The 18,106-nt window shown below is 62.4% G+C and carries 16 protein-coding genes and 1 riboswitch; of the genes, 11 read left to right on the top strand and 5 right to left on the bottom strand.

The window, feature by feature from the left end; all coding sequences use genetic code 11:
• Positions 1 to 604: 604 nt before the first annotated feature.
• Genes IFT54_RS01675 through IFT54_RS01665 form a run of 3 tightly spaced genes read left to right on the top strand, consistent with a single transcriptional unit; the run spans position 605 to position 3,358 of the window.
• Positions 605 to 1,387 carry a tyrosine-type recombinase/integrase gene (locus tag IFT54_RS01675; protein WP_181321204.1) on the top strand — a complete coding sequence of 261 codons (783 nt, stop codon included), beginning with the start codon at positions 605 to 607 and terminating at the stop codon, positions 1,385 to 1,387.
• A complete protein-coding gene (locus tag IFT54_RS20855) occupies positions 1,384 to 2,286 on the top strand; it encodes a tyrosine-type recombinase/integrase (RefSeq protein WP_171009539.1) in 903 nt (300 codons plus the stop codon). Before IFT54_RS01675 ends, IFT54_RS20855 begins: the two co-directional genes overlap by 4 nt.
• On the top strand, positions 2,279 to 3,358 hold the full coding sequence (locus tag IFT54_RS01665) for a tyrosine-type recombinase/integrase (protein WP_137899637.1): 1,080 nt from the start codon (positions 2,279 to 2,281) through the stop codon (positions 3,356 to 3,358). Before IFT54_RS20855 ends, IFT54_RS01665 begins: the two co-directional genes overlap by 8 nt.
• A 726-nt stretch (positions 3,359 to 4,084) precedes the next feature.
• Here IFT54_RS01665 and IFT54_RS01660 read toward each other — a convergent pair.
• Positions 4,085 to 4,468 carry a DUF190 domain-containing protein gene (locus tag IFT54_RS01660; RefSeq protein ID WP_055982130.1) on the bottom strand — a complete coding sequence of 128 codons (384 nt, stop codon included), beginning with the start codon at positions 4,466 to 4,468 and terminating at the stop codon, positions 4,085 to 4,087.
• A 26-nt stretch (positions 4,469 to 4,494) separates the two neighbouring features.
• Positions 4,495 to 5,853, bottom strand: a complete 1,359-nt coding sequence (locus IFT54_RS01655; protein WP_055982128.1) for a voltage-gated chloride channel family protein — start codon at positions 5,851 to 5,853, stop codon at positions 4,495 to 4,497.
• A gap of 23 nt (positions 5,854 to 5,876) precedes the next feature.
• Positions 5,877 to 5,953, bottom strand: a riboswitch (Fluoride riboswitch).
• Between the two features lie 164 nt (positions 5,954 to 6,117).
• On the opposite strand from IFT54_RS01655, the gene IFT54_RS01650 reads away from it, so the two are divergent.
• Genes IFT54_RS01650 through IFT54_RS01635 form a run of 4 tightly spaced genes read left to right on the top strand, consistent with a single transcriptional unit; the run spans position 6,118 to position 9,202 of the window.
• Positions 6,118 to 6,483, top strand: coding sequence for a DUF305 domain-containing protein (locus IFT54_RS01650; RefSeq protein WP_229668351.1), 366 nt, complete (start codon positions 6,118 to 6,120; stop codon positions 6,481 to 6,483).
• 1 nt (position 6,484) lies between these two features.
• Positions 6,485 to 7,924 (top strand): YncE family protein, encoded by a 1,440-nt coding sequence (locus IFT54_RS01645; protein WP_055982125.1) that lies wholly within the window; start codon positions 6,485 to 6,487, stop codon positions 7,922 to 7,924.
• Position 7,925: 1 nt separating this feature from the next.
• Positions 7,926 to 8,435 (top strand): RNA polymerase sigma factor, encoded by a 510-nt coding sequence (locus tag IFT54_RS01640; protein WP_055982122.1) that lies wholly within the window; start codon positions 7,926 to 7,928, stop codon positions 8,433 to 8,435.
• On the top strand, positions 8,432 to 9,202 hold the full coding sequence (locus IFT54_RS01635) for an anti-sigma factor family protein (protein ID WP_037529333.1): 771 nt from the start codon (positions 8,432 to 8,434) through the stop codon (positions 9,200 to 9,202). Before IFT54_RS01640 ends, IFT54_RS01635 begins: the two co-directional genes overlap by 4 nt.
• Before the next feature lie 51 nt (positions 9,203 to 9,253).
• Here IFT54_RS01635 and IFT54_RS01630 read toward each other — a convergent pair whose 3' ends face one another.
• Together IFT54_RS01630 and IFT54_RS01625 are read right to left on the bottom strand one after the other, a co-directional pair.
• Positions 9,254 to 9,766 (bottom strand): MgtC/SapB family protein, encoded by a 513-nt coding sequence (locus IFT54_RS01630; RefSeq protein WP_052149081.1) that lies wholly within the window; start codon positions 9,764 to 9,766, stop codon positions 9,254 to 9,256.
• Positions 9,763 to 10,830 carry a sulfite oxidase gene (locus IFT54_RS01625; protein WP_037529332.1) on the bottom strand — a complete coding sequence of 356 codons (1,068 nt, stop codon included), beginning with the start codon at positions 10,828 to 10,830 and terminating at the stop codon, positions 9,763 to 9,765. Before IFT54_RS01625 ends, IFT54_RS01630 begins: the two co-directional genes overlap by 4 nt.
• 146 nt (positions 10,831 to 10,976) lie before the next feature.
• Here IFT54_RS01625 and IFT54_RS01620 point away from each other — a divergent pair, with 146 nt between their 5' ends.
• From IFT54_RS01620 to IFT54_RS01605, 4 genes are all read left to right on the top strand, one after another.
• Complete coding sequence (locus IFT54_RS01620) at positions 10,977 to 11,849, top strand: LysR family transcriptional regulator (protein ID WP_055982119.1); 873 nt, start codon at positions 10,977 to 10,979, stop codon at positions 11,847 to 11,849.
• Complete coding sequence (locus tag IFT54_RS01615) at positions 11,846 to 12,997, top strand: TDT family transporter (RefSeq protein WP_055982116.1); 1,152 nt, start codon at positions 11,846 to 11,848, stop codon at positions 12,995 to 12,997. Before IFT54_RS01620 ends, IFT54_RS01615 begins: the two co-directional genes overlap by 4 nt.
• Before the next feature lie 89 nt (positions 12,998 to 13,086).
• Positions 13,087 to 14,322 carry a molybdopterin-dependent oxidoreductase gene (locus IFT54_RS01610; protein ID WP_055982114.1) on the top strand — a complete coding sequence of 412 codons (1,236 nt, stop codon included), beginning with the start codon at positions 13,087 to 13,089 and terminating at the stop codon, positions 14,320 to 14,322.
• Between the two features lie 12 nt (positions 14,323 to 14,334).
• Positions 14,335 to 14,817 (top strand): c-type cytochrome, encoded by a 483-nt coding sequence (locus IFT54_RS01605; protein ID WP_037529331.1) that lies wholly within the window; start codon positions 14,335 to 14,337, stop codon positions 14,815 to 14,817.
• Between the two features lie 201 nt (positions 14,818 to 15,018).
• On the opposite strand, the gene IFT54_RS01600 is transcribed toward IFT54_RS01605, so the two are convergent.
• Positions 15,019 to 17,976 (bottom strand): Tn3 family transposase, encoded by a 2,958-nt coding sequence (locus tag IFT54_RS01600; RefSeq protein ID WP_056496545.1) that lies wholly within the window; start codon positions 17,974 to 17,976, stop codon positions 15,019 to 15,021.
• Positions 17,977 to 18,106 lie beyond the last annotated feature (130 nt).

Raw genomic sequence — 18,106 nt, 5'->3', positions numbered from 1 at the left:
GGAGATTGAAAATGTCAAGATATGTGATATAAAATGGGAGAATTTGGAGAACTTTTGGAAACACAATTGCAGTCATGCATGTTGGCCCGCTCGCGGTTTATCTCCATCCCAGACGGTTGCAGTTACCAGATTTTACTTGTTCCTCCAGTATCAGGGAATCATCGATTCGAATGGGTGGGACTCAAATGACCCGGACATTTGCGCGGATTTCCTCGAAGCGCTCACTCAGGAGGGGGTGCATCCGGATCAGGCAAAGCGACAAGCCAGAACCGCACTTCATCTGATAGTTTGGCTACGGCTCAGAGGTATCCCAGAGTCATGCCTTAGCGATCATATCCTCGACGACTTTGTCGGCCACTCCTGCCGCTGCGGTATGCACATTCGGTCTGGAAGGCCGGGTGCTCAGGCCAAGTCGCGACGCCGGGTTGCAGTTGACCGCTTTTTACGGTTTCGGAATGGTGAGAACCCCGTTTTTAAAAACGGAATATTCCTGCAGAAACGGCGGAGATCGCACCCATCTTCGACCGTGGTGCGGTATCGCACTTGGCTGACCGACCAAAGGGGGCTGAGGCCTCGGACAATTTATTACTACGTGCTCGACGTAATGAGCTGGTTGCCAAGGCTTGGAGAAGACGCTTCGGCCTATTCCGCTACGGCAATCAGGGAATTAGCCGTCCTCGAATTCGCGAAGCGCACTCCCGCAATGCAGAGCCGTTTCATCCGCTCCGTGCGCAGCTACATGCGGTTCCGAGCTTTTGAAGGGCATTGCAACGCTTCCTTAGCAAATGCGCTGATCTCTCGACCAACTTATCGCCTTTCGACGGTTCCGCGCAGGCTTGACACCGGTATCGTGAACAAGGTCATCGACAGTTGCGACCTGAGCACATCGTACGGAATCCGGGAACGAGCGATCCTCACGCTGTTGGCCGAACTTGGGCTTCGAGCTTCTGAGGTTTGGAAGCTAAAACTCAGTGATCTGGACTGGACCGAGGCTAAGCTCTGCATCGAGGGTAAGGGCGGACGGGGTTCGATTGTCCCACTCACTCAAGGAGCAGGCGACGCTGTTTTAGATTATCTCGAGAAGGGGCGCCCGAGCTCACGCTCAGAGGCCCTGTTTTTGCGTGTGCCTCACCCGCACATGCCGCTTGCGAATGGCTCAGAGATATCAGGTATCGCCCGCAAAGCGCTCGCTCGATGCGGTCTCGAAGGTGGAGCGCACGTTTTTCGCCATACGCTTGCTACCGAACTTCTCCGGGACGGAAAAAGCCTCGAAGATGTAGCCACAATCTTGCGGCATCGATCGGTGGATACGACGACCATCTACGCGAAGGTCAACGAGCCAATGCTTAAACGTCTCGCAGAACCTTGGTTGGGAGGCCGGTCGTGATCGAGGCCATTGAGCGCTATCTGCAGCTAAGGGAACAGCTTGGGTACCGAGATCTTGATCTTGATCGCGACCTGCGAAACTTTGCGCATTTCTCGGCAGGTCGCGGCGCTCATCATCTGTGCAGTGCAGACGCAATCGCTTGGGTAGAGCAGAAATGTCAGCCCCGCAGGCGATATGAGCTCTTGGCTTCCATTCGTCGCGTTGGCCTATTTCTCAGCGCAGAGGATCCCCGTCATGACGTCTTGGCAGAAGAATACGTGCGGCCGGTTCGTCGGCCGAGACGCCCTATTCCCTTTATCTACACCGATGGCGAGATACAGCAGATCCTTGTCGAATTGGGACGCTTGCCGCTGGCGCATACCTACGATGCTGCCACCTATAAGCATATTGTCGGCCTTATCGCCGCGACGGGCTTACGGATAAACGAAGCCCGAAATATCTTGCTCCAGGACTTCAAAAATAACGAGATCATGATTAGGCGCGGGAAGTTCGGAAAGGACAGGATCGTCCATATCCACAAAAGTACCGCTAGGGCTCTAAGAGTTTACCTCACCAACCGCCCAGATTCTTTGAACAAAGAAAGGTTATTCGTAATCCACAATAACAGGACTCCGTCTGACCACTCGATTTGCGCCATGTTTCGAAAATGCACAACAAAGTTAAATATGACTAGTCGAAACGGTAGCAGGTTGCCGAGAATACACGACCTCAGGCATACGTTTGCCGTTCGATCGTTGGCATCGTGCGGGTCGGACCGGAAACTGATTTCCAACCATATGGTCGCCCTGTCGACCTATCTGGGCCACGTCAGCGCAGCTAGCACCTATTGGTATTTGGAGATTTCGACCGAGACAAAAGAATCGATGGCCTTGGCGATCGAGGAGGTGCTCGATGCGTGACGATCACCAACATGATTTGGCTCCCGTCCTGTCTAGCTATCTCAACGAACATCTCGTTCGAGATCGCGGGCTCAGCCAACTGACGCGTGCGAGCTACGCACACACGTTCATTTTGCTGATCCGTTTTATCGCCGAGGCGACGCGGATGAATATCGACCGCCTCCACCTGGAAGACATCACAGCGGAGATCGTCCTCCAATTTCTCGATGATCTGGAGAAGACTCGGAAAAATTCACGGCGAACGCGCAATCTGCGGCTGGCGGCGATCCGATCATTCTTCAGATATGTGCAAATGAAAATTCCGGCAGCGATGGAGCAAGCCGCTCGCATACGCGCGCTGGGGGCAAAGAGAGCGGATGTTCCCGTGATCGATTGGCTCTCGACCGATGAGGTTAAAGCCATACTTGGGGTGCCCGATATGAGGCACAAAGACGGGATCCGGGACCGGGCAATGCTGAGCATCACGTACATATGCGGTTTACGTGTGTCTGAGGTTTTGGCGCTTTCGCTCGGTGACCTCGACCTCGGTCCAAAGCCAACCTTGCACGTGATGGGAAAGGGACGAAGGGCTAGAATTCTGCCGCTGGGCCCCGAGACCGTCCGCCTTCTTCGCGCCTGGTATTCGGAGAGGCCGAATGTGCCGTACGATCATGTTTTTCTGAGCCGGCTTGGCTTGCCGCTAACGCGCGATGGCTTCGCAGCGCGTCTCGCGAAATATACTCAGATTGCAGCCAAAACAGTCCCGACCCTTGTGCCGAAGAATATCACGCCGCATGTTTTGAGGCACAGCTGCGCCATGCACATGCTCAAAGTCACTCGCGACATAAGAAAGGTGGCTCTGTGGCTTGGTCACGCTTCGATCCATTCCACCGAGATTTATCTACATGCTGATCCTGATGAGAAGCTTGAGATCCTTACATCGCACGGAGGGCTCGGCATAAAAGCGGGACGGTTCGCTTCCCGCGCTTCGAACATTATGAGCATGCTGCAGGCAGTGCGGAAGCCTGCGGACGGCCTCGAGGCAGCTGTAACTAAGTTGAAATCAGATGCCCGCTTTTCCAAAAGTAATTAACAAGCCGTTCGCCGAAAGCGGCTAGTTTTCGCCCGCTGAGCGTTCCGTGTCGAACAGCAGCGTACATGCAGCAAGATCAACGGAATGACCCAATAGTCGACACTGGCGGGCTCTTTCCGGCTTCCCAACTTCGGCCGTTAGTTTATACCGGTCGAACGGCTTGAGTTGGGACAAAGCGGTCATCGGATGTGCCCGCCGGGAACGGCAGCTCCCGACGAAAGCAGACGCTTGCGGTAGAAGCTCTGGTAGAGCGGCAATGCGCATGTTCGCCCGGTCCAGTTAAGAAGACACAAAGGCGCAGAGCGGTCGGTCCGTCTGGCGGCGTGCGCCGATGGCTTGTTGGCGGGCATCTCTCCTCAAGAGCTCACATCCGTTCACAAAACTGCCGTTTGTTGAACACCTGTTGCACTAAGCGACTGTAAACACGCTTTTATAAGAAGCACGGCCAACGGCTGCCTCTGTCCAGAAAACGTCCGTTTATTGAACATACGCGGACGATGCTGCTGAGGGTGTTGTGTACATCAGCACCCGGCTTCAGGTTTGGGTATAGACGTCACCCCATATCCGCCCAAGAGCGATCGGCAGCTTTCCCAGTTTGCCGTGAAAATTCGCAATTTCGAGAATTTTGAATTGGGAACACATTTTGAGAAAGCGCACCCGTCTGTGGCTGTCAGTCGGATCGACGGGTCAGGTTTCCCGGTCAACGTTCCATTATGGGAACGCCGATCAGGCTCTGGTTCGCTCAGTTTCGCGCGTGATCGTCCAATGCTCCAATTGTTTGTAAACTATCACCTTGTTGCCGAGCAGATCGCCATGCCGGCGACAGAAAATGTTGAGCTGGTCACGTTCGCCGACCAGCTCGACGCAGATAGTCAGATGCGGATCGGCAATCTCCGATCCATTTTCCCGGATTGGGCCGCGATTGCTGAAGCCGTAATGCATGTTCTGCGCGACGGCGTTGATGATGCCGTCCGCCTTCGCGGTGCGGATCAGCTCGCGATAAAAAGGTTTCGCACCCCAGAAGCGACGTGGGCCGACCTTGTCAGACGGCTTCAAATAGATGCGCAGCATTCCAACCTCGCGGTGCTGGACGGTGAAACGATCAGGCATAATGGGCCTTCCGATAGGAAGCAGGATCAGACGCGCGAGCGACGGCGGGAAGCACGGTGCGTGCGGGCATCACGCAGGGTCGCATCGGGTGTGAGGCGCGCAGCAGGCACCTTGGGGACTGCGACGCGCTGCGACAGATAAATGCCGTTATGACCCGAGCAAAGGTAGGCGACGAAGCATGCGACCGCGATCGGCACAGCATAGGCCGCCCCGAACAATTCGATCCCCATGAACGTGCAGGCAAGCGGCGTGTTGGCCGCACCCGCGAACAGCGCAACGAAGCCGATCGCCGCGAATAACCCTGTCGACACCCCGAACATAGGCGCGAGTGCATTGCCGAGCGCCGCGCCGATGAAGAACAGCGGTGTCACCTCCCCGCCCTTGAAGCCGGTACTAAGGGTGACGACGGTGAAGAGCAGCTTCAGCGCCCAGCTCCACGGGTCCGTATTGGAGCCGAAGAAGCTGGCGATGGTCAGGCCATCCGGCGTCGCCGCTAGCGTGCCCAGACCGAGATAGTCCCGCGTGCCGAACAGCCAGACCAGTGCGATCACGGCCACGCCACCGATGACGGGTCGTAGTGGGCCATAAGGCACCATGCGCTTCAGCCATCCGCCCAGCGCATGATTGGCCTCTGCAAAAGCTAGTCCGACTAACCCGAATACGACGCCCGCGACGCCAACCTTGATGACGATTAGAGCGTCGACCGGCACTGTCGCATCGACATGGTAGATGCCGTGGTGAATGCCCCAGGCAAGACAGGTCCAGTCGCCGACCAGTGCCGCGACCAGGCACGGCACCAGCGCGCGATACTCGACCCGGCCAATCGCCAGCACCTCCAGCGCGAAGACCGCTCCCGCGATCGGCGTCCCGAACACTGCGCCGAACCCTGCTGCGATCCCGGTCATCAGCAGGATGCGCGTTGCTTGCGTATCCAGCTTGAGGGCGCGCCCGAACCCGCCGGAAAGACTGCCGCCCAATTGCACGGCGGTGCCTTCGCGCCCCGCCGATCCACCAAACAGATGTGTCACGACCGTGCCGAAGAAAATGAGCGGGGCCATGCGCAGCGGCACGCCGCCCCCCGGTTCGTGGATCTGCTCGACGATAAGATTGTTGCCACCTTCGACCGAGCGCCCTGTCAGATGGTAGAGCAGTCCGACCACGAACCCGCCGATCGGCAGCAGGTAGAGCAGCCAGGGAAAGGCAAAGCGAATCCGGGTTACGGCATCGAGGCTCCACAGGAAGGCTGCGCAGAGCGTTCCCACCGTTGCGGCCATCGGGACCAGGATCAAAGCCCACCGCAGCACCGACATGGCATGGGTGCGGCGATCGCGAATGAACGCTGCCATGTTGAACTGGTCGTAGAGATTGCGAAATGTCGCGCGCACGATTCCTCCTTGCTGCCTTACGGCGCCTGGTAGGAATCATCGGCCCTTGCGAGGGCGGTTCGGCCGAATGGCCCGGCGGAAATCCATCGCCGTGCCCGAGCATATGCTGTCCGACGGCGACCTGGTCAACCAACGGCAGGGTCACGATGAGACGATTGTTTTGCTGAGGATCAATAATTGGCTCACCCATGGAATAAACCCCGACGGGCGTCGTCTACCCTTTCGAGACTGATCCGCAGGAGGCTTATGCGTAGACGAAATTGGATGCTGGGTCTGACTGCTTCGGCCATGCTCACCGGCGCAGTCGCGGCCGCCCCCGCCGATGGCTACGCCAGCATGGTATCTGCCGCGATGGACCGGATGATGGCGGGCATGATGGTCAAGCCGTCCGGCGACGTCGACCGCGATTTCGTCGCGATGATGCTTCCGCATCACCAGGGCGCCATTGATATGGCGGTGGCAGAGCTGCGCTACGGCCATAACGAGCAGCTCAAGCGCATCGCGCAGGAGATCATCATCGATCAGCAGCAGGAGATCGCCGCCATGAAGTTGGCGATCGGTCAGCCGCTACCCCCTTCGACGCCAGCCCCGACGCAGGGCGGCGACCACCACAGCCATATGGAGCACTGACATGATCCGGACCTTCCTGCTCTCGGCCGCCTTGCTGATGAGCGCCGCACCGGGCATTGCCATGGCTCAGCAGGCGCCGTGGAACGCCAAGGACGTGCCTGTCAGCCACCGCGACCGCGTCTATGCATCCGAACAATTCTCCAACACGGTGTCGGTAACGGACCCGGCCGACAACAGGTTGCTCGGCGTCATCAAGCTCGGCGATCCGCAGCCGATGAATTTTTCCCCGCTCTACAAGGGGCAGGTGCTGGTTCACGGCCTCGGCTTCTCGCCGGACGGGAAAACACTGGCGGTCGTGTCGATCGGATCCAACGCCGTGTCGTGGATCGACACCGCCACCAACACCGTCAAGCACACGACCTATGTCGGGCGCAGTCCGCATGAGGCGTTCTTCACGCCGGACGGCAAGGAGGTGTGGGTCACGGTACGCGGCGAGGATTACATCGCCGTGCTCGACCCCACGACGTACAAGGAGACCGGTCGCATCAAGACGCCCGGTGGTCCGGGCATGACGATCTTCTCTCCCGATGGCCGATACGGCTATGTCTGTTCCTCATTCAATCCGGTGCTGGCCGTGTTCGATGTCTCGACCCACGCGCAGGTCGGACAGGTGGCGCAGCCGAGTCCGTTCTGTCCCAACATCGCCGCGACGCCGGACGGCAAGCAGGTTTGGTTCACGCTGAAGGACATCGGCAAGACGGTCGCATTCGATGCCAAGCCGCCTTTCGCGATCCTCAAGGTGCTGGATACCGGACCGATCACCAATCACGTCAACTTCGCCCGCACGGTCAAGGGACAGTTCGCCTATGTCACGGTGGGCGGGGAAAACGCGGTGAAGGTGTTCCGCACGTCCGACTTCGCGCTTGTCGCCACCATCCCGGTCGGCAAGATGCCGCACGGCGTCTGGCCATCGGGCGACGGCCGGCGCATCTATGTCGGGCTGGAGAATGCCGATGAACTTGCCGCGATCGACACCGCCGGCAACAAGGTCGTTGCCACCGTGCCGGTCGGACAGGCACCGCAGGCGATCGCCTATGTGCCGAACGCTGTTCCGACAGGCCCCGGCACCGACAATCTCCAACCGCTCGGTACGGCAGGCAAGGCGGTGCATCTGAACATGGGGCCGGTTGGCGGCAATGGTGCGGCAAGCAGCATTACCCTCTTCGACCAGGGCATCATTCAGGTCGTGCAGAGTGCCGTTACCGGTTTGCAGCCCAAGAAGCCTTACATGCTCGTGCTCACCGCCAACGCGGACGGCAGCGGTGCGGTAGAGCCGCTTGCGAACTTCATGAGCAATCCGGCAGGTGCGGCGATTGTCAACGCATCGGGTCCGATCCGGCAGATCGTTCAGGGCAGTGCAGCGGCCCCCCGGCGCTTTCTGGCGGTCGCCGAGGTAGTGAATGGCGCACCGGGCCGCATCGTGCAGGTGCAGCGCGACTGAGATGGACCCGCTTGCCGCCGCGATCGAGCCCCTGGTCCCCGGTCTGCGCCGTTATGCCCGGTCGTGGTTGCGCGATCAGGCGATGGCGGATGACCTGGTGCAGGATTGCCTTGAGCGCGCGGTCGGGCGCTGGCGGCAACGACGCGGGACGGAGGTTCGCCCCTGGGTCTATGCAATCCTGCATAATCTGTTGGTCGATCATAAGCGGCAGCATGTCCGGCGAGGTACGGCGGTTCCGCTCCACCTCGTGGACGACGTTGCGCTCGGTCGCCCGGCCGATCAGGACGCAGGCCTGCACCACCGAGACCTGTTGCGCGCACTTGATGCGTTGCCCGAGGAGCAGCGGACGGTGCTGCTCCTCATTTCCGTCGAAGGTCTGTCATATGGGGAAGTCGCTGCCGTCGTCGGTGTGCCGCTGGGAACGGTGATGTCGCGCATATCGCGGGGGCGCGACCGTCTGGCGACGCTCCTCCGGGAGGGTGAACGGCCACGATTAAGGAGTATTCGATGACCAGCCCGATCGGAGAGGACGATCTGGCCGCGTGGATCGATGGCAGGCTGTCGCCCGAGCGGCAGCGTCTGGTCGACGCTTACCTTGAAGGCCAGCCGGACGTGCATGCCCGTTTGCGGGAGCAGGCGGAGCAGGCGCGAGCCCTTGCATCGCTTTTCGCTCCAATCGCGGATGAACCTATCCCGGCGACGATGCGCGTCGCAGCCATCAGGGGACGGCAACGCCAACCGCGTTGGCAACTCGCCATCGCCGCGTCGCTTCTGCTGGCGGTCGGGTTTGGCGGGGGCTGGTCGAGTGCGCGTTGGAGCGGCGAACCCCGCGCGGGCATCGCGGCGCTGGCCAACGAGGCGAGTGACAATTTCCGTGTCTATGCCGCCGACCGGATACGACCGGCGGAAATCGGCCCCGACCAGCGCGCCATGCTGATCCGGTGGACCTCCGCCCGATTGGGTGAGCGCGTGACCATCCCGGACCTCAGCACAGCCGGTTACCGCTATGGCGGGGGGCGATTGGTCGCGACGCCCCACGGCCCTGCGGTTCTTCTCCTCTACGATGGACCGCAAGCGTCAAAGCTCGCGGTGCTGACGAGGCCTATGCAAATCGACAAGAGCGCAAGCATGACCAGCACGTCCAGCGGGACCATGGGCCGGGTCACATGGGCTGTCGACGGGATCGGCTATAGTGTAGTGGGCGAGCGACCCGCTGCCGAGCTGCATCCGATCGCCGATGAGGTCCGGCGCCAGGCCGATGCGGGGCTTGTCTCCTGATAGCGCCTGGCCGCTTCTTAGCGCCGACAGGCACTGGGCGGACCAGCGGGATCACGGCTTGCGCTCGGCATCCTTCCGGTCGGCCTCTGCCGGAGTCAGCCTGGCCCGCTCGCGAATGCGACGTTCGAGCGGAGCGCCCGCGAACAGTACGAGCATCGCAAGGCTCAACCCGCCGATGATGAGCGGCCACACCGCCAACCCTGCTGCCGCGCCGATCGTGGCCGTGACCCAGATGCACGCGGCGGTCGCCAATCCATGCACTTCCTGACCCTGGCCGACCCGCAGCACCGCGCCGGCACCGATGAAGCCGACGCCGGACAGAATGCCCTGCATCGCCCGTCCTGCGGCATCGGCGTTTACGTTCGGCAAGCCACTGTGCACGATCGCCTGCACGGCGATGCAGCTCGCCAGACCGACCAGACCCAGCGTTCGCAATCCCATGATCTGCCGGTTCTCGCGCGAGCGTTCCCAGCCGAGCACCATCCCAGCCGCGGTCGCCACCACCAGCCGCCCGATCGCATCGATCCAGAAGCCGAGGTCCGATGCCGCTGATGCTTCGATCATTCGACCAGCACGTGCACATGATGCCAGGCGGTGCACAGATAGCCGGCGAAGTTCCACACCGTATCCGGCCGCTCGGGCTGACCCTGTCCAGTCTCGTCGAAGGCGCGCACGACAAGGTGCTGGCGCCCCTTGGCGAGCGTGGCGTCGAGGGTCCAGCGCCGCCAACCCCAGTGCGCCTCCGGATCATCGGTGAACGTCGCCTGTTGCCAGTCGCGACCACCGTTTACCGACACTTCGACCCGAGAGACGCGGCGATCATAGGCGATGGCATAGCCCTCGATCCGCACCTCCCCGGCCGGCAGGCTTTCGCCAGAGCCGGGCACGCAGATCGCGGCGTTGAGCGGCATGGCATTGATGGTCAGACCCTGGCTCCAGTCGACGGTGTCGCTCGTCACATCGGCAGGAAAGAGCTTGTAGTCGTGCGCCTGGATCGGTGCGTCGGATGGCGTCTCGCGCACCTCGATCCGTGTCAGCCATTTGGCGCTCCGCACCCCGGCATAGCCCGGCACCACCATGCGGAGCGGTGCGCCGTGTTCGGGCGTCAGCGGCTCGCCGTTCATCGCCCAGGCAATAAGGACGTCGGGTTGCCGCGCCTTGTCCATGGCGATCGAGACCCCGAACAATGCTTCCTCGCCTTCGACGTCCACCTCGTCCGCGCCGGTGAACGCCACGAACAGGTCGGACGCATTCGGCGCACCGACGGCATCCAGTACGTCGGACAGTCGTACGCCGGTCCATTCCGCATTGCCGATCGCGCCCACGTCCCAGGGGTCGCCGGACGTTTTAGCGACCTGCTGGAGATCCGTGCGCCGGTTGCCGGCGCACTGGAGAACTGCCGTCACCGTCCGCGTGGCCAACGCGCTTTTCAGTTCCTCCACCGAGAAGGAGCGGCTCGCCATGCCCGTCCCGCTCACTTCGATCCGGTGATCGGCAGGCAGATCGGGCACTGCACCATGGCTGCGCACGTAGAACAGCGCCTGCGGCGTCAGGAACCGCTCGATCAGCGCGCCGGGCGTCGGCTCGGCGTTGTAGGGATCGGATTTGCGCTCGATCATATCAGTCATGGACGAACCAACGCCGCAAGCGCGCGGATCGCTTCAAGCCTTCAAGACTATCGCAGACGAAGGATTACCAATCGTTCCGATATCCAGATTGGAACAAACAGATCAAACGGTTGGTCGTATCGATCAGTTTCCGCGATACAAGCTGCATGACCCTGGAGCAGCTCAGAATCTTCGTCGGTGTCGCCGAGCGCGAACACGTCACCAAGGCAGCAGAGGTGCTGAACGTCACGCAGTCCGCTGCCTCCGGCGCGGTCGCGGCCCTCGAAGCGCGCTACGGGGTTCCTCTGTTTCACCGCGTCGGGCGTGGCATCCAGCTGACCGAAGCGGGCCGCGGCTTTCTGGAGGAAGCGCGCGCGGTGCTGGGGCGGGCAGCGCATGCCGAGACGATGCTGGCGGACTATGCCGGGCTTGCCCGTGGTTCGTTGCGGATCGTCGCCAGCCAGACGATCGCAAGCTACTGGTTGCCCGCAAGGCTTGCCGCCTTCCACGAGCGCCACCCGCAGATCGCGGTCGAGCTGGCGATCGACAACACCGAAGGCGCGGCAGCGCAGGTCCTTAGCGGAGCGGCGGAACTCGGTTTCGTTGAAGGCGAAGTGGACGAACCAGCGCTGGCGCATTGGGAAGTCGGACGCGATCCGATGGTGCTGGTCGGACGCAGGGACGCCGAGCGTGTCGACGAGGACTGGCTTCGCGCTGCACGCTGGATCGTCCGCGAGCAGGGTTCGGGCACGCGCTCGACCTTCGAGGACGTGCTGCGAACGCGCGGGTTTGATCCGGCCCAGCTGACGGTAGCGATGACGCTGCCGTCCAACGAGGCGGTGCGTACCGCGGTCGAGGCCGGTGCCGGCGTCGCTGTGTTGTCGCGATTGGTCGTCGCACGCGCGCTCAAGGCCGGCGATCTGGTCGAGCTGGCGCTTGAGTTACCCGATCGCGCCTTCCACGCGCTGCGCCACAAGGAACGCTATCGCACCCGCGCGGCCGACGCGCTGACGGACCTCATCAAGGAGCAGGTCGCATGACTGCCGACGCACCTTCGGCCCTGACCGGCCTCAAGCCGCTAAGCAGGCTCGATCACCCGCGCGAGATGATCCGCCAGTTCACACCCAACTGGTTTGCCGCGACCATGGGCACCGGCATCCTCGCTCTCGCGCTGCCGCAGGTGCCCGGCATCGGCCCCGCGCTCAAACCGATTGGCGAGGTGTTGTGGTTCTTCAACATCGCGCTCTTCATCCTGTTCGCCGGTCTCTATGGCGCGCGCTGGGCGATGTTCGGGCATGAGGCACGGCGCATCTTCGGCCACAACACCGTGTCGATGTTCATCGGGACCATCCCGATGGGCCTGGCGACGATCATCAACGGATGTCTCGCCTTCGGGATCGCGCGATTCGGTAACGGCATCGTGCCGGTCGCACACGTCCTGTGGTGGATCGACGTCGCCATGTCGCTCGCCTGCGGCGTGTTGATCCCCTACCTGATGTTTACCCGCCACGAGCACAGCCTGGACGGCATGACCGCGGTATGGCTGCTGCCGGTCGTCGCAGCGGAAGTGGCGGGTGCCAGCGGCGGGCTACTCGCTCCGCATCTGACCGATCCCCACGCGCAGATCGTGACGCTCGCGACCTCGTATGTGCTGTGGGCCTATTCGGTGCCGGTCGCGTTTGGCATCCTCGCTATTCTGATCCTGCGCATGGCGCTCCACAAGCTCCCGCACGAGAGCATGGCGGCATCCTCCTGGCTCGCGCTGGGGCCGATCGGCACCGGGGCGCTGGGTATGCTGGTGCTTGGGGCGGATGCGCCGGCGATCCTCGCGGCGCACGGGCTGGTCGGTGTCGGTACCGTCGCGCAAGGGATCGGCGTCGTCGCCGGGCTCTGCCTGTGGGGTTTCGGCCTGTGGTGGCTGGCGCTCGCGACGCTCATCACCATCCGCTACTGGCGCGCCGGCGTCCCATTCAACCTTGGCTGGTGGGGCTATACCTTCCCGCTCGGCGTCTACACCGTCGCCACCTTCCGCCTCGGTACGACGCTGAACCTCGGCTTCTTCGGTATCGTCGGCACGGTGCTGACGATCGCGCTCGCGGCGATGTGGCTGCTGGTCGGTGCCAAGACGCTCGCCGGAGCATGGCGCGGCAACCTGTTCGTCTCGCCCTGCATCGCTACCCCGAACTGATCCACCCTGATGATCGGATCAGTCGGTCCGATCACTTGCAGAACGCCCCTTCGATCCGCCAGCGTAGCTGGCCACAGGAGAGCCTTGTCATGGACAATTTTGACGCCGCGCTGGCGAGTGAAACCAGCCGTCGCCGCTTTCTCAGGCGTACGGCGCTCGGCACCGCCGGCCTTGCCGCAGCACCTGCGCTGGCGCAGCAGCTCGTCGACCTGAAGCTGCCTGGCGGCAATGCCGAGCGGCCGATGACCAGCGCCTTTCCTGGCAAGGGCAGCATGATCCTCCAACGCATCCATCCTCCGCTGTTGGAGACGCCGATGGACGTGTTCGACAAGTCGGTGTTCACGCCCAACGACCAGTTCTTCGTCCGCTGGCACTGGGCCGACATCCCGACCTCGATCGACGTCGAGAGCTTTCGCCTCAAGGTCTTCGGCCACGTCAACAGACCGCTGTCGATCAGCCTTGCCCAACTGCTGCGCCTGCCGCGCGTCGAGATGGCAGCGGTCAATCAGTGCTCGGGCAACAGCCGTGGGTTGTTCCAGCCGCGTGTCGCCGGCGCGCAATGGGGCAACGGCGCGATGGGCAATGCCAAATGGCTCGGCGTGCGCCTGCGCGACGTGCTGGACCTCGCGGGGGTCAAGGCAGGCGCGGTACAGGTGCGCTTCGGCGCGCTCGATCAGCCGGTTGTGACGGGCGCCCCTGACTTCGAGAAGGCGCTCGACATCGACCATGCCCGCGACGGCGAAGTGATGATCGCCTTCGGCATGAACGGCGAGCAGCTGCCGCTCCTCAACGGCTTTCCCTGCCGGCTGATCGTCCCGGGCTGGTATTCGACCTACTGGGTCAAGATGCTGAACGCGATCGAGGTACTGCCCGGCCCTGACGACCAGTATTGGATGGCCAAGGCCTACAAGATACCGGCTACACCCGGCGCGAATGTCGCGCCCGGTGCCAAGGACTTCCCGACCGTGCCGATCAATCGCATGATCCCGCGCAGCTGGATGACCAGCCTGCCGGATGGCCAGGCGATCGCCTATGAAGCGTCCATCCCGGTTGGCGGGATCGCGATGGGCGGCGACTGCGGCGTCGCCAAGGTCGATGTCTCATCCGATGGTGGCCGCACTTGGTACAGGACGACGCTCGGAGCGGACGAGGGCAAGTATAGCTTCCGGCGCTGGGATGGTCGCGTGCCGCTTAGGCGCGGTCCCAACCCCATCATGGTGCGCTGCTGGAACGCCAACGGTGTCGCCCAGCCGATGAAGCCGATCTGGAACCCCGGCGGGTTCATGCGCGGCAACATCGAAACCACCACCATCATTGCGGCCTGAGGAGCGAGTAGCATGAAGACCCCGTCTCCCGGCATCATGGCCGCTGGCCTGATCGGCCTGACCGGTATCATCCTCATCTCGATAGGTGCGCCGAGCAGCCGCAAGGCGTCTGCCCCGATCTCCGAGACGTCCGAGCCGGCGCCCCCCGTCAGCGTGTCGGCCCGCGGCTTCTCGCTTACCTCGACCAGCGTCGACCTGCCGGTCGACGACGCGAGCTATCCCGATGGTCCGCACGCCGACGTCATCAACGCCAACTGCACCTCATGCCACTCGGCCAGTATGGCGCTGACCCAGCCTGCGCTATCGGCGGCTCAGTGGAAGGCGACCGTCACCAAGATGCGCGAGGTGTATAAGGCGCCGGTGGCCGAGAAGGACGTCGACGCAATCGTCGCCTATCTCACCGCCATGCCGCATCAGAAGGCGGCACCCGCAACCGGCAAGGCGCAGGACCCCGACCCCAAGGTGGCTCCCGATGTTTCAGGTGGAACCGGCTAACCGAGCCACTTCCATAATCCCAAAATACCATCTCAATCGGGAAAGTCGCTGGTGTCATAACCGGACGGTTGTGAAGCTGCCGCAGGCCCACGTATTCTTGCGCGGCGCGAAGTGTCAGAACCGTGGTTCGAAATGTCCGCTTTCGAGAACGGTCAATTTACTCGCTATCACCGACTTGGGCGTATCAGGTCATACAAAGGGCTAAGCTGCCAAGAGCGAGGGCGAGATGCGTAGCGGCCTGAGCTGATCCGGTGCCGGCCTATCGTCCCGCTCCCAGCTATAGTCGCCGGTGAGCGCGATATGCTCCCAGCCCAGCGGTGCGATATGGCGGGCAATATCGTCCGGCGCTCCCATGTCGGCCAGTGACCGTTCGAGATAGCGTGTGTTCCACAGGATGATCGCGGCGACCAGCAAGTTGAGGCCGGAGGCGCGGTAAGACTGATTTTCGAACTGGCGGTCGCGCAGCTCGCCGAGCTGGTTGAAGAACAATGCGCGGGCAAGCGCGTTGCGCGCCTCCCCCTTGTTCAGCCCCGCCTGGGTGCGCCTGCGCAGATCAATGTCCTGCAACCAGTCGAGCATGAAGATCGAGCGTTCGAGCCGTCCGAGCTCGCGCAGCGCTAATGCCAGACCGTTCTGGCGCGGATAGGCGGACAGCTTGCGCAGCATAGCCGACGCGGTGACGGTTCCGGTTCGGATCGAGGTGGCGAGCCGCAGCAGTTCGTCCCAATGCGCGGCTAAGTGGTCGTGCGCGATCGGATCGCCAACCATGCCGGCAAGCAACGGCCCCGCTTCCTGCCCGGGCAGGAGGTGCAGGCGGCGCTCCTTGATATCACGCAAGCGTGGCGCGAAGCGGTAGCCGAAGAACGGCATCAGCCCGAACACATGGTCGGACGCGCCGCCCGTATCGGTATAATGCTCTTCGATCGACAACCCGGTCTGGTGATACAGCAAACCGTCGAGGACATAGGGAGCCTCGCCCGCGGTCGCGGCGATCACGCGCGAGCCGAACGGGTCATACTGGTCCGAGATATGAGTGTAGAACGACACACCGGGTTCGTTGCCGTTGCGCGCGTTGATATCGCTGATCGCAGCGCCCCGCCCGCCGGCATGGAATTGCTGTCCGTCGCTCGACGAGCTGATGCCGCTGCCCCATAATCCGGCAAGCGGCATCGCGCGATGCGCCTCGATCAGTCGTCCGAGCGCCTCGCCATAGGCGGCTTCGCTGATGTGCCAGTCATGCAGATGCGCGAGTTGGCGCAGACTGGCACCACGGCAACTGTCCGCCATGCGGGTCAGGCCGAGATTGATGCCATCGGCAAGGATCACGGTCAGCAACGCATTACGGTCGTCGGCCGGACGGCCTGATCGCCGGTGGGTAAAACAGTCGCCGAAGCCGGTCCACGTATCCACATCGAGCAGGATATCCGTGATTTTCACGCGGGGGAGACGGTCATAGGCGGTGCGGCGGGCGACCTCTGCGGCGGGCGGTGTGATCGCCTTCAAAGGGGAGATCATCAGCCCGTTTTCGTCGAGCCGGACCTGCGGCAGTTCGCCCTGCCGGGCCAGCACCGTTACCCGTTCGATCGCGCGGTTCAGGCGTTCACGGCGATCCTCGATATGAGATACGAACCCGGTCGCGATCGCGAGCGGAAGTGGCCCCTTCTCGCGCAACGCTGCGAAGGTAGCGGGCGGAATGAGATAGCTGTCGAAATCCCGAAACTGTCGGCTGCCTGCCACCCAGATATCGCCGGCCCGCAGCCGATCGCGAAGCTGAGACAGTGCGCAGAGTTCATAGGCCGCGCGATCAACGACACCGTTACGGATTACGAATGGACGCCAGCCCGCCGGCACGAAGCGCAGCGGCACCTTGTCAGGCAGGCGTCGTTTTCCAGTATGGTAGAGATCAGCGATGATGGCGAGCGCGTCGAGAATTCCCTGCACCGGCCCGGCACCGCGAAACTCGAACGCCCGCAGGAACTGCCCGGCGAACAACTTCACCGTGCGATGCCGCTCAATAAGTTCGGCCGTGCGGTCGATCGTCTCGGGGCGGACCAGGACTTCCGCCTGATCGACGGCGGAGCCGAACCGTTCCCAGTCGAACGGGCCGAGACGCGCGAGGGAGTCGATACCCTTGGCGTGTGCGTCGATGAGCACGCGGCAACTGTTGGTCAGGGTGCGCAGATGCCCCTGCATCTCGCGCACCGTCCTGATTGCCTTGTCGCGCGTTCGGTTTTCCGCCCGGCGTACCATGCTGCCGAGAAGCTTATCGAACATGGTGAGCGTCGCGTCGGTGAGGCTTTCCTCAAGGCGGATTGTTGCGGCCGCCAGTGTCGCATGGCGGCGTAGCGGGGTCAGTTCGCCGAGGTGCTGCGGCGTGATCCGTACCGCCTCGTCGGCAAGCCGGTCGAATGTCGCTGATGGGATCATGGCGGCGCGCGCAAGGTCGAGGCCGAGGTTGCGGACATGATCGAGCCGTTCCAGCAGCCGCAGGATGTTGCGCGGTGCCGGTGATTGCGGCGCATTGCGCAGCCAGGCCAGCCATGTCGTTCCCTGATCCGACCGCCGGGTCAGCAAGGCATCGAGCATCGTGAGCTTGTCAGGCTCAATGCCGCTGGTCAGGATTTCATGGGTGAGTTGTTCGGCCTGCTGGCGCGCGTGCCTGACGATTGCCTCGATGACAGCCGGGGGCGGCAGTAGTACCCGTCGCCGACGCAACTCGTCGATCACGGTGCCGGCAAGCAAGAGAGGCTGCGCGACGGTCTGCGCGACCGGCATCGCGAACGCCACGATCTCGCGAAAGTGGTTACGGTCGAAAGCGGTATAGCCGAACCGCTGCATGAGATCGGCGAGATGCCCGCGGCGGGTTTCATCGCGACGGGCGTAATCGTCGAACGCCTTTGCCGGCGCGTCGACCTGATCGCCGACAAAGGCGAGGATGGCACTCGGCGGTTTCTCACCGGCTTCCAGCACGCGGCCCGGCCAACGCATGTAAAGCAGCAGCAGCGCGAACCCGAGGCGGCTTGGCGCTCCACGTCGTTCGCTGACAAGATCGAGATCCTCACGGCTGAGGGTAAAGTGACGGGCGATCTCCCGTTCGTCGGTTGGAGGATCGTAATGTGAGCCGAGCGCTTCGCGTGTCAGCAACTGCCGTCTTGCCATGCGTCACGACCTTTCCCGCACTGTCCGTCAGACGGTCCTCTGGCGGCCAGCATGAATATGTCCGTCAACTCTGGACCCGCGATGGCGATTCGGACAAGAATGCAAATCGATGGGAAAACGGACAGATCGG

Origin of the sequence: Sphingomonas sp. CFBP 13714 (genome assembly GCF_014842205.1) — a bacterium.
GTDB classification, from domain to species: Bacteria; Pseudomonadota; Alphaproteobacteria; order Sphingomonadales; family Sphingomonadaceae; genus Sphingomonas; species Sphingomonas aerolata.
This window is presented reverse-complemented; position numbering and strand designations above follow the sequence as displayed.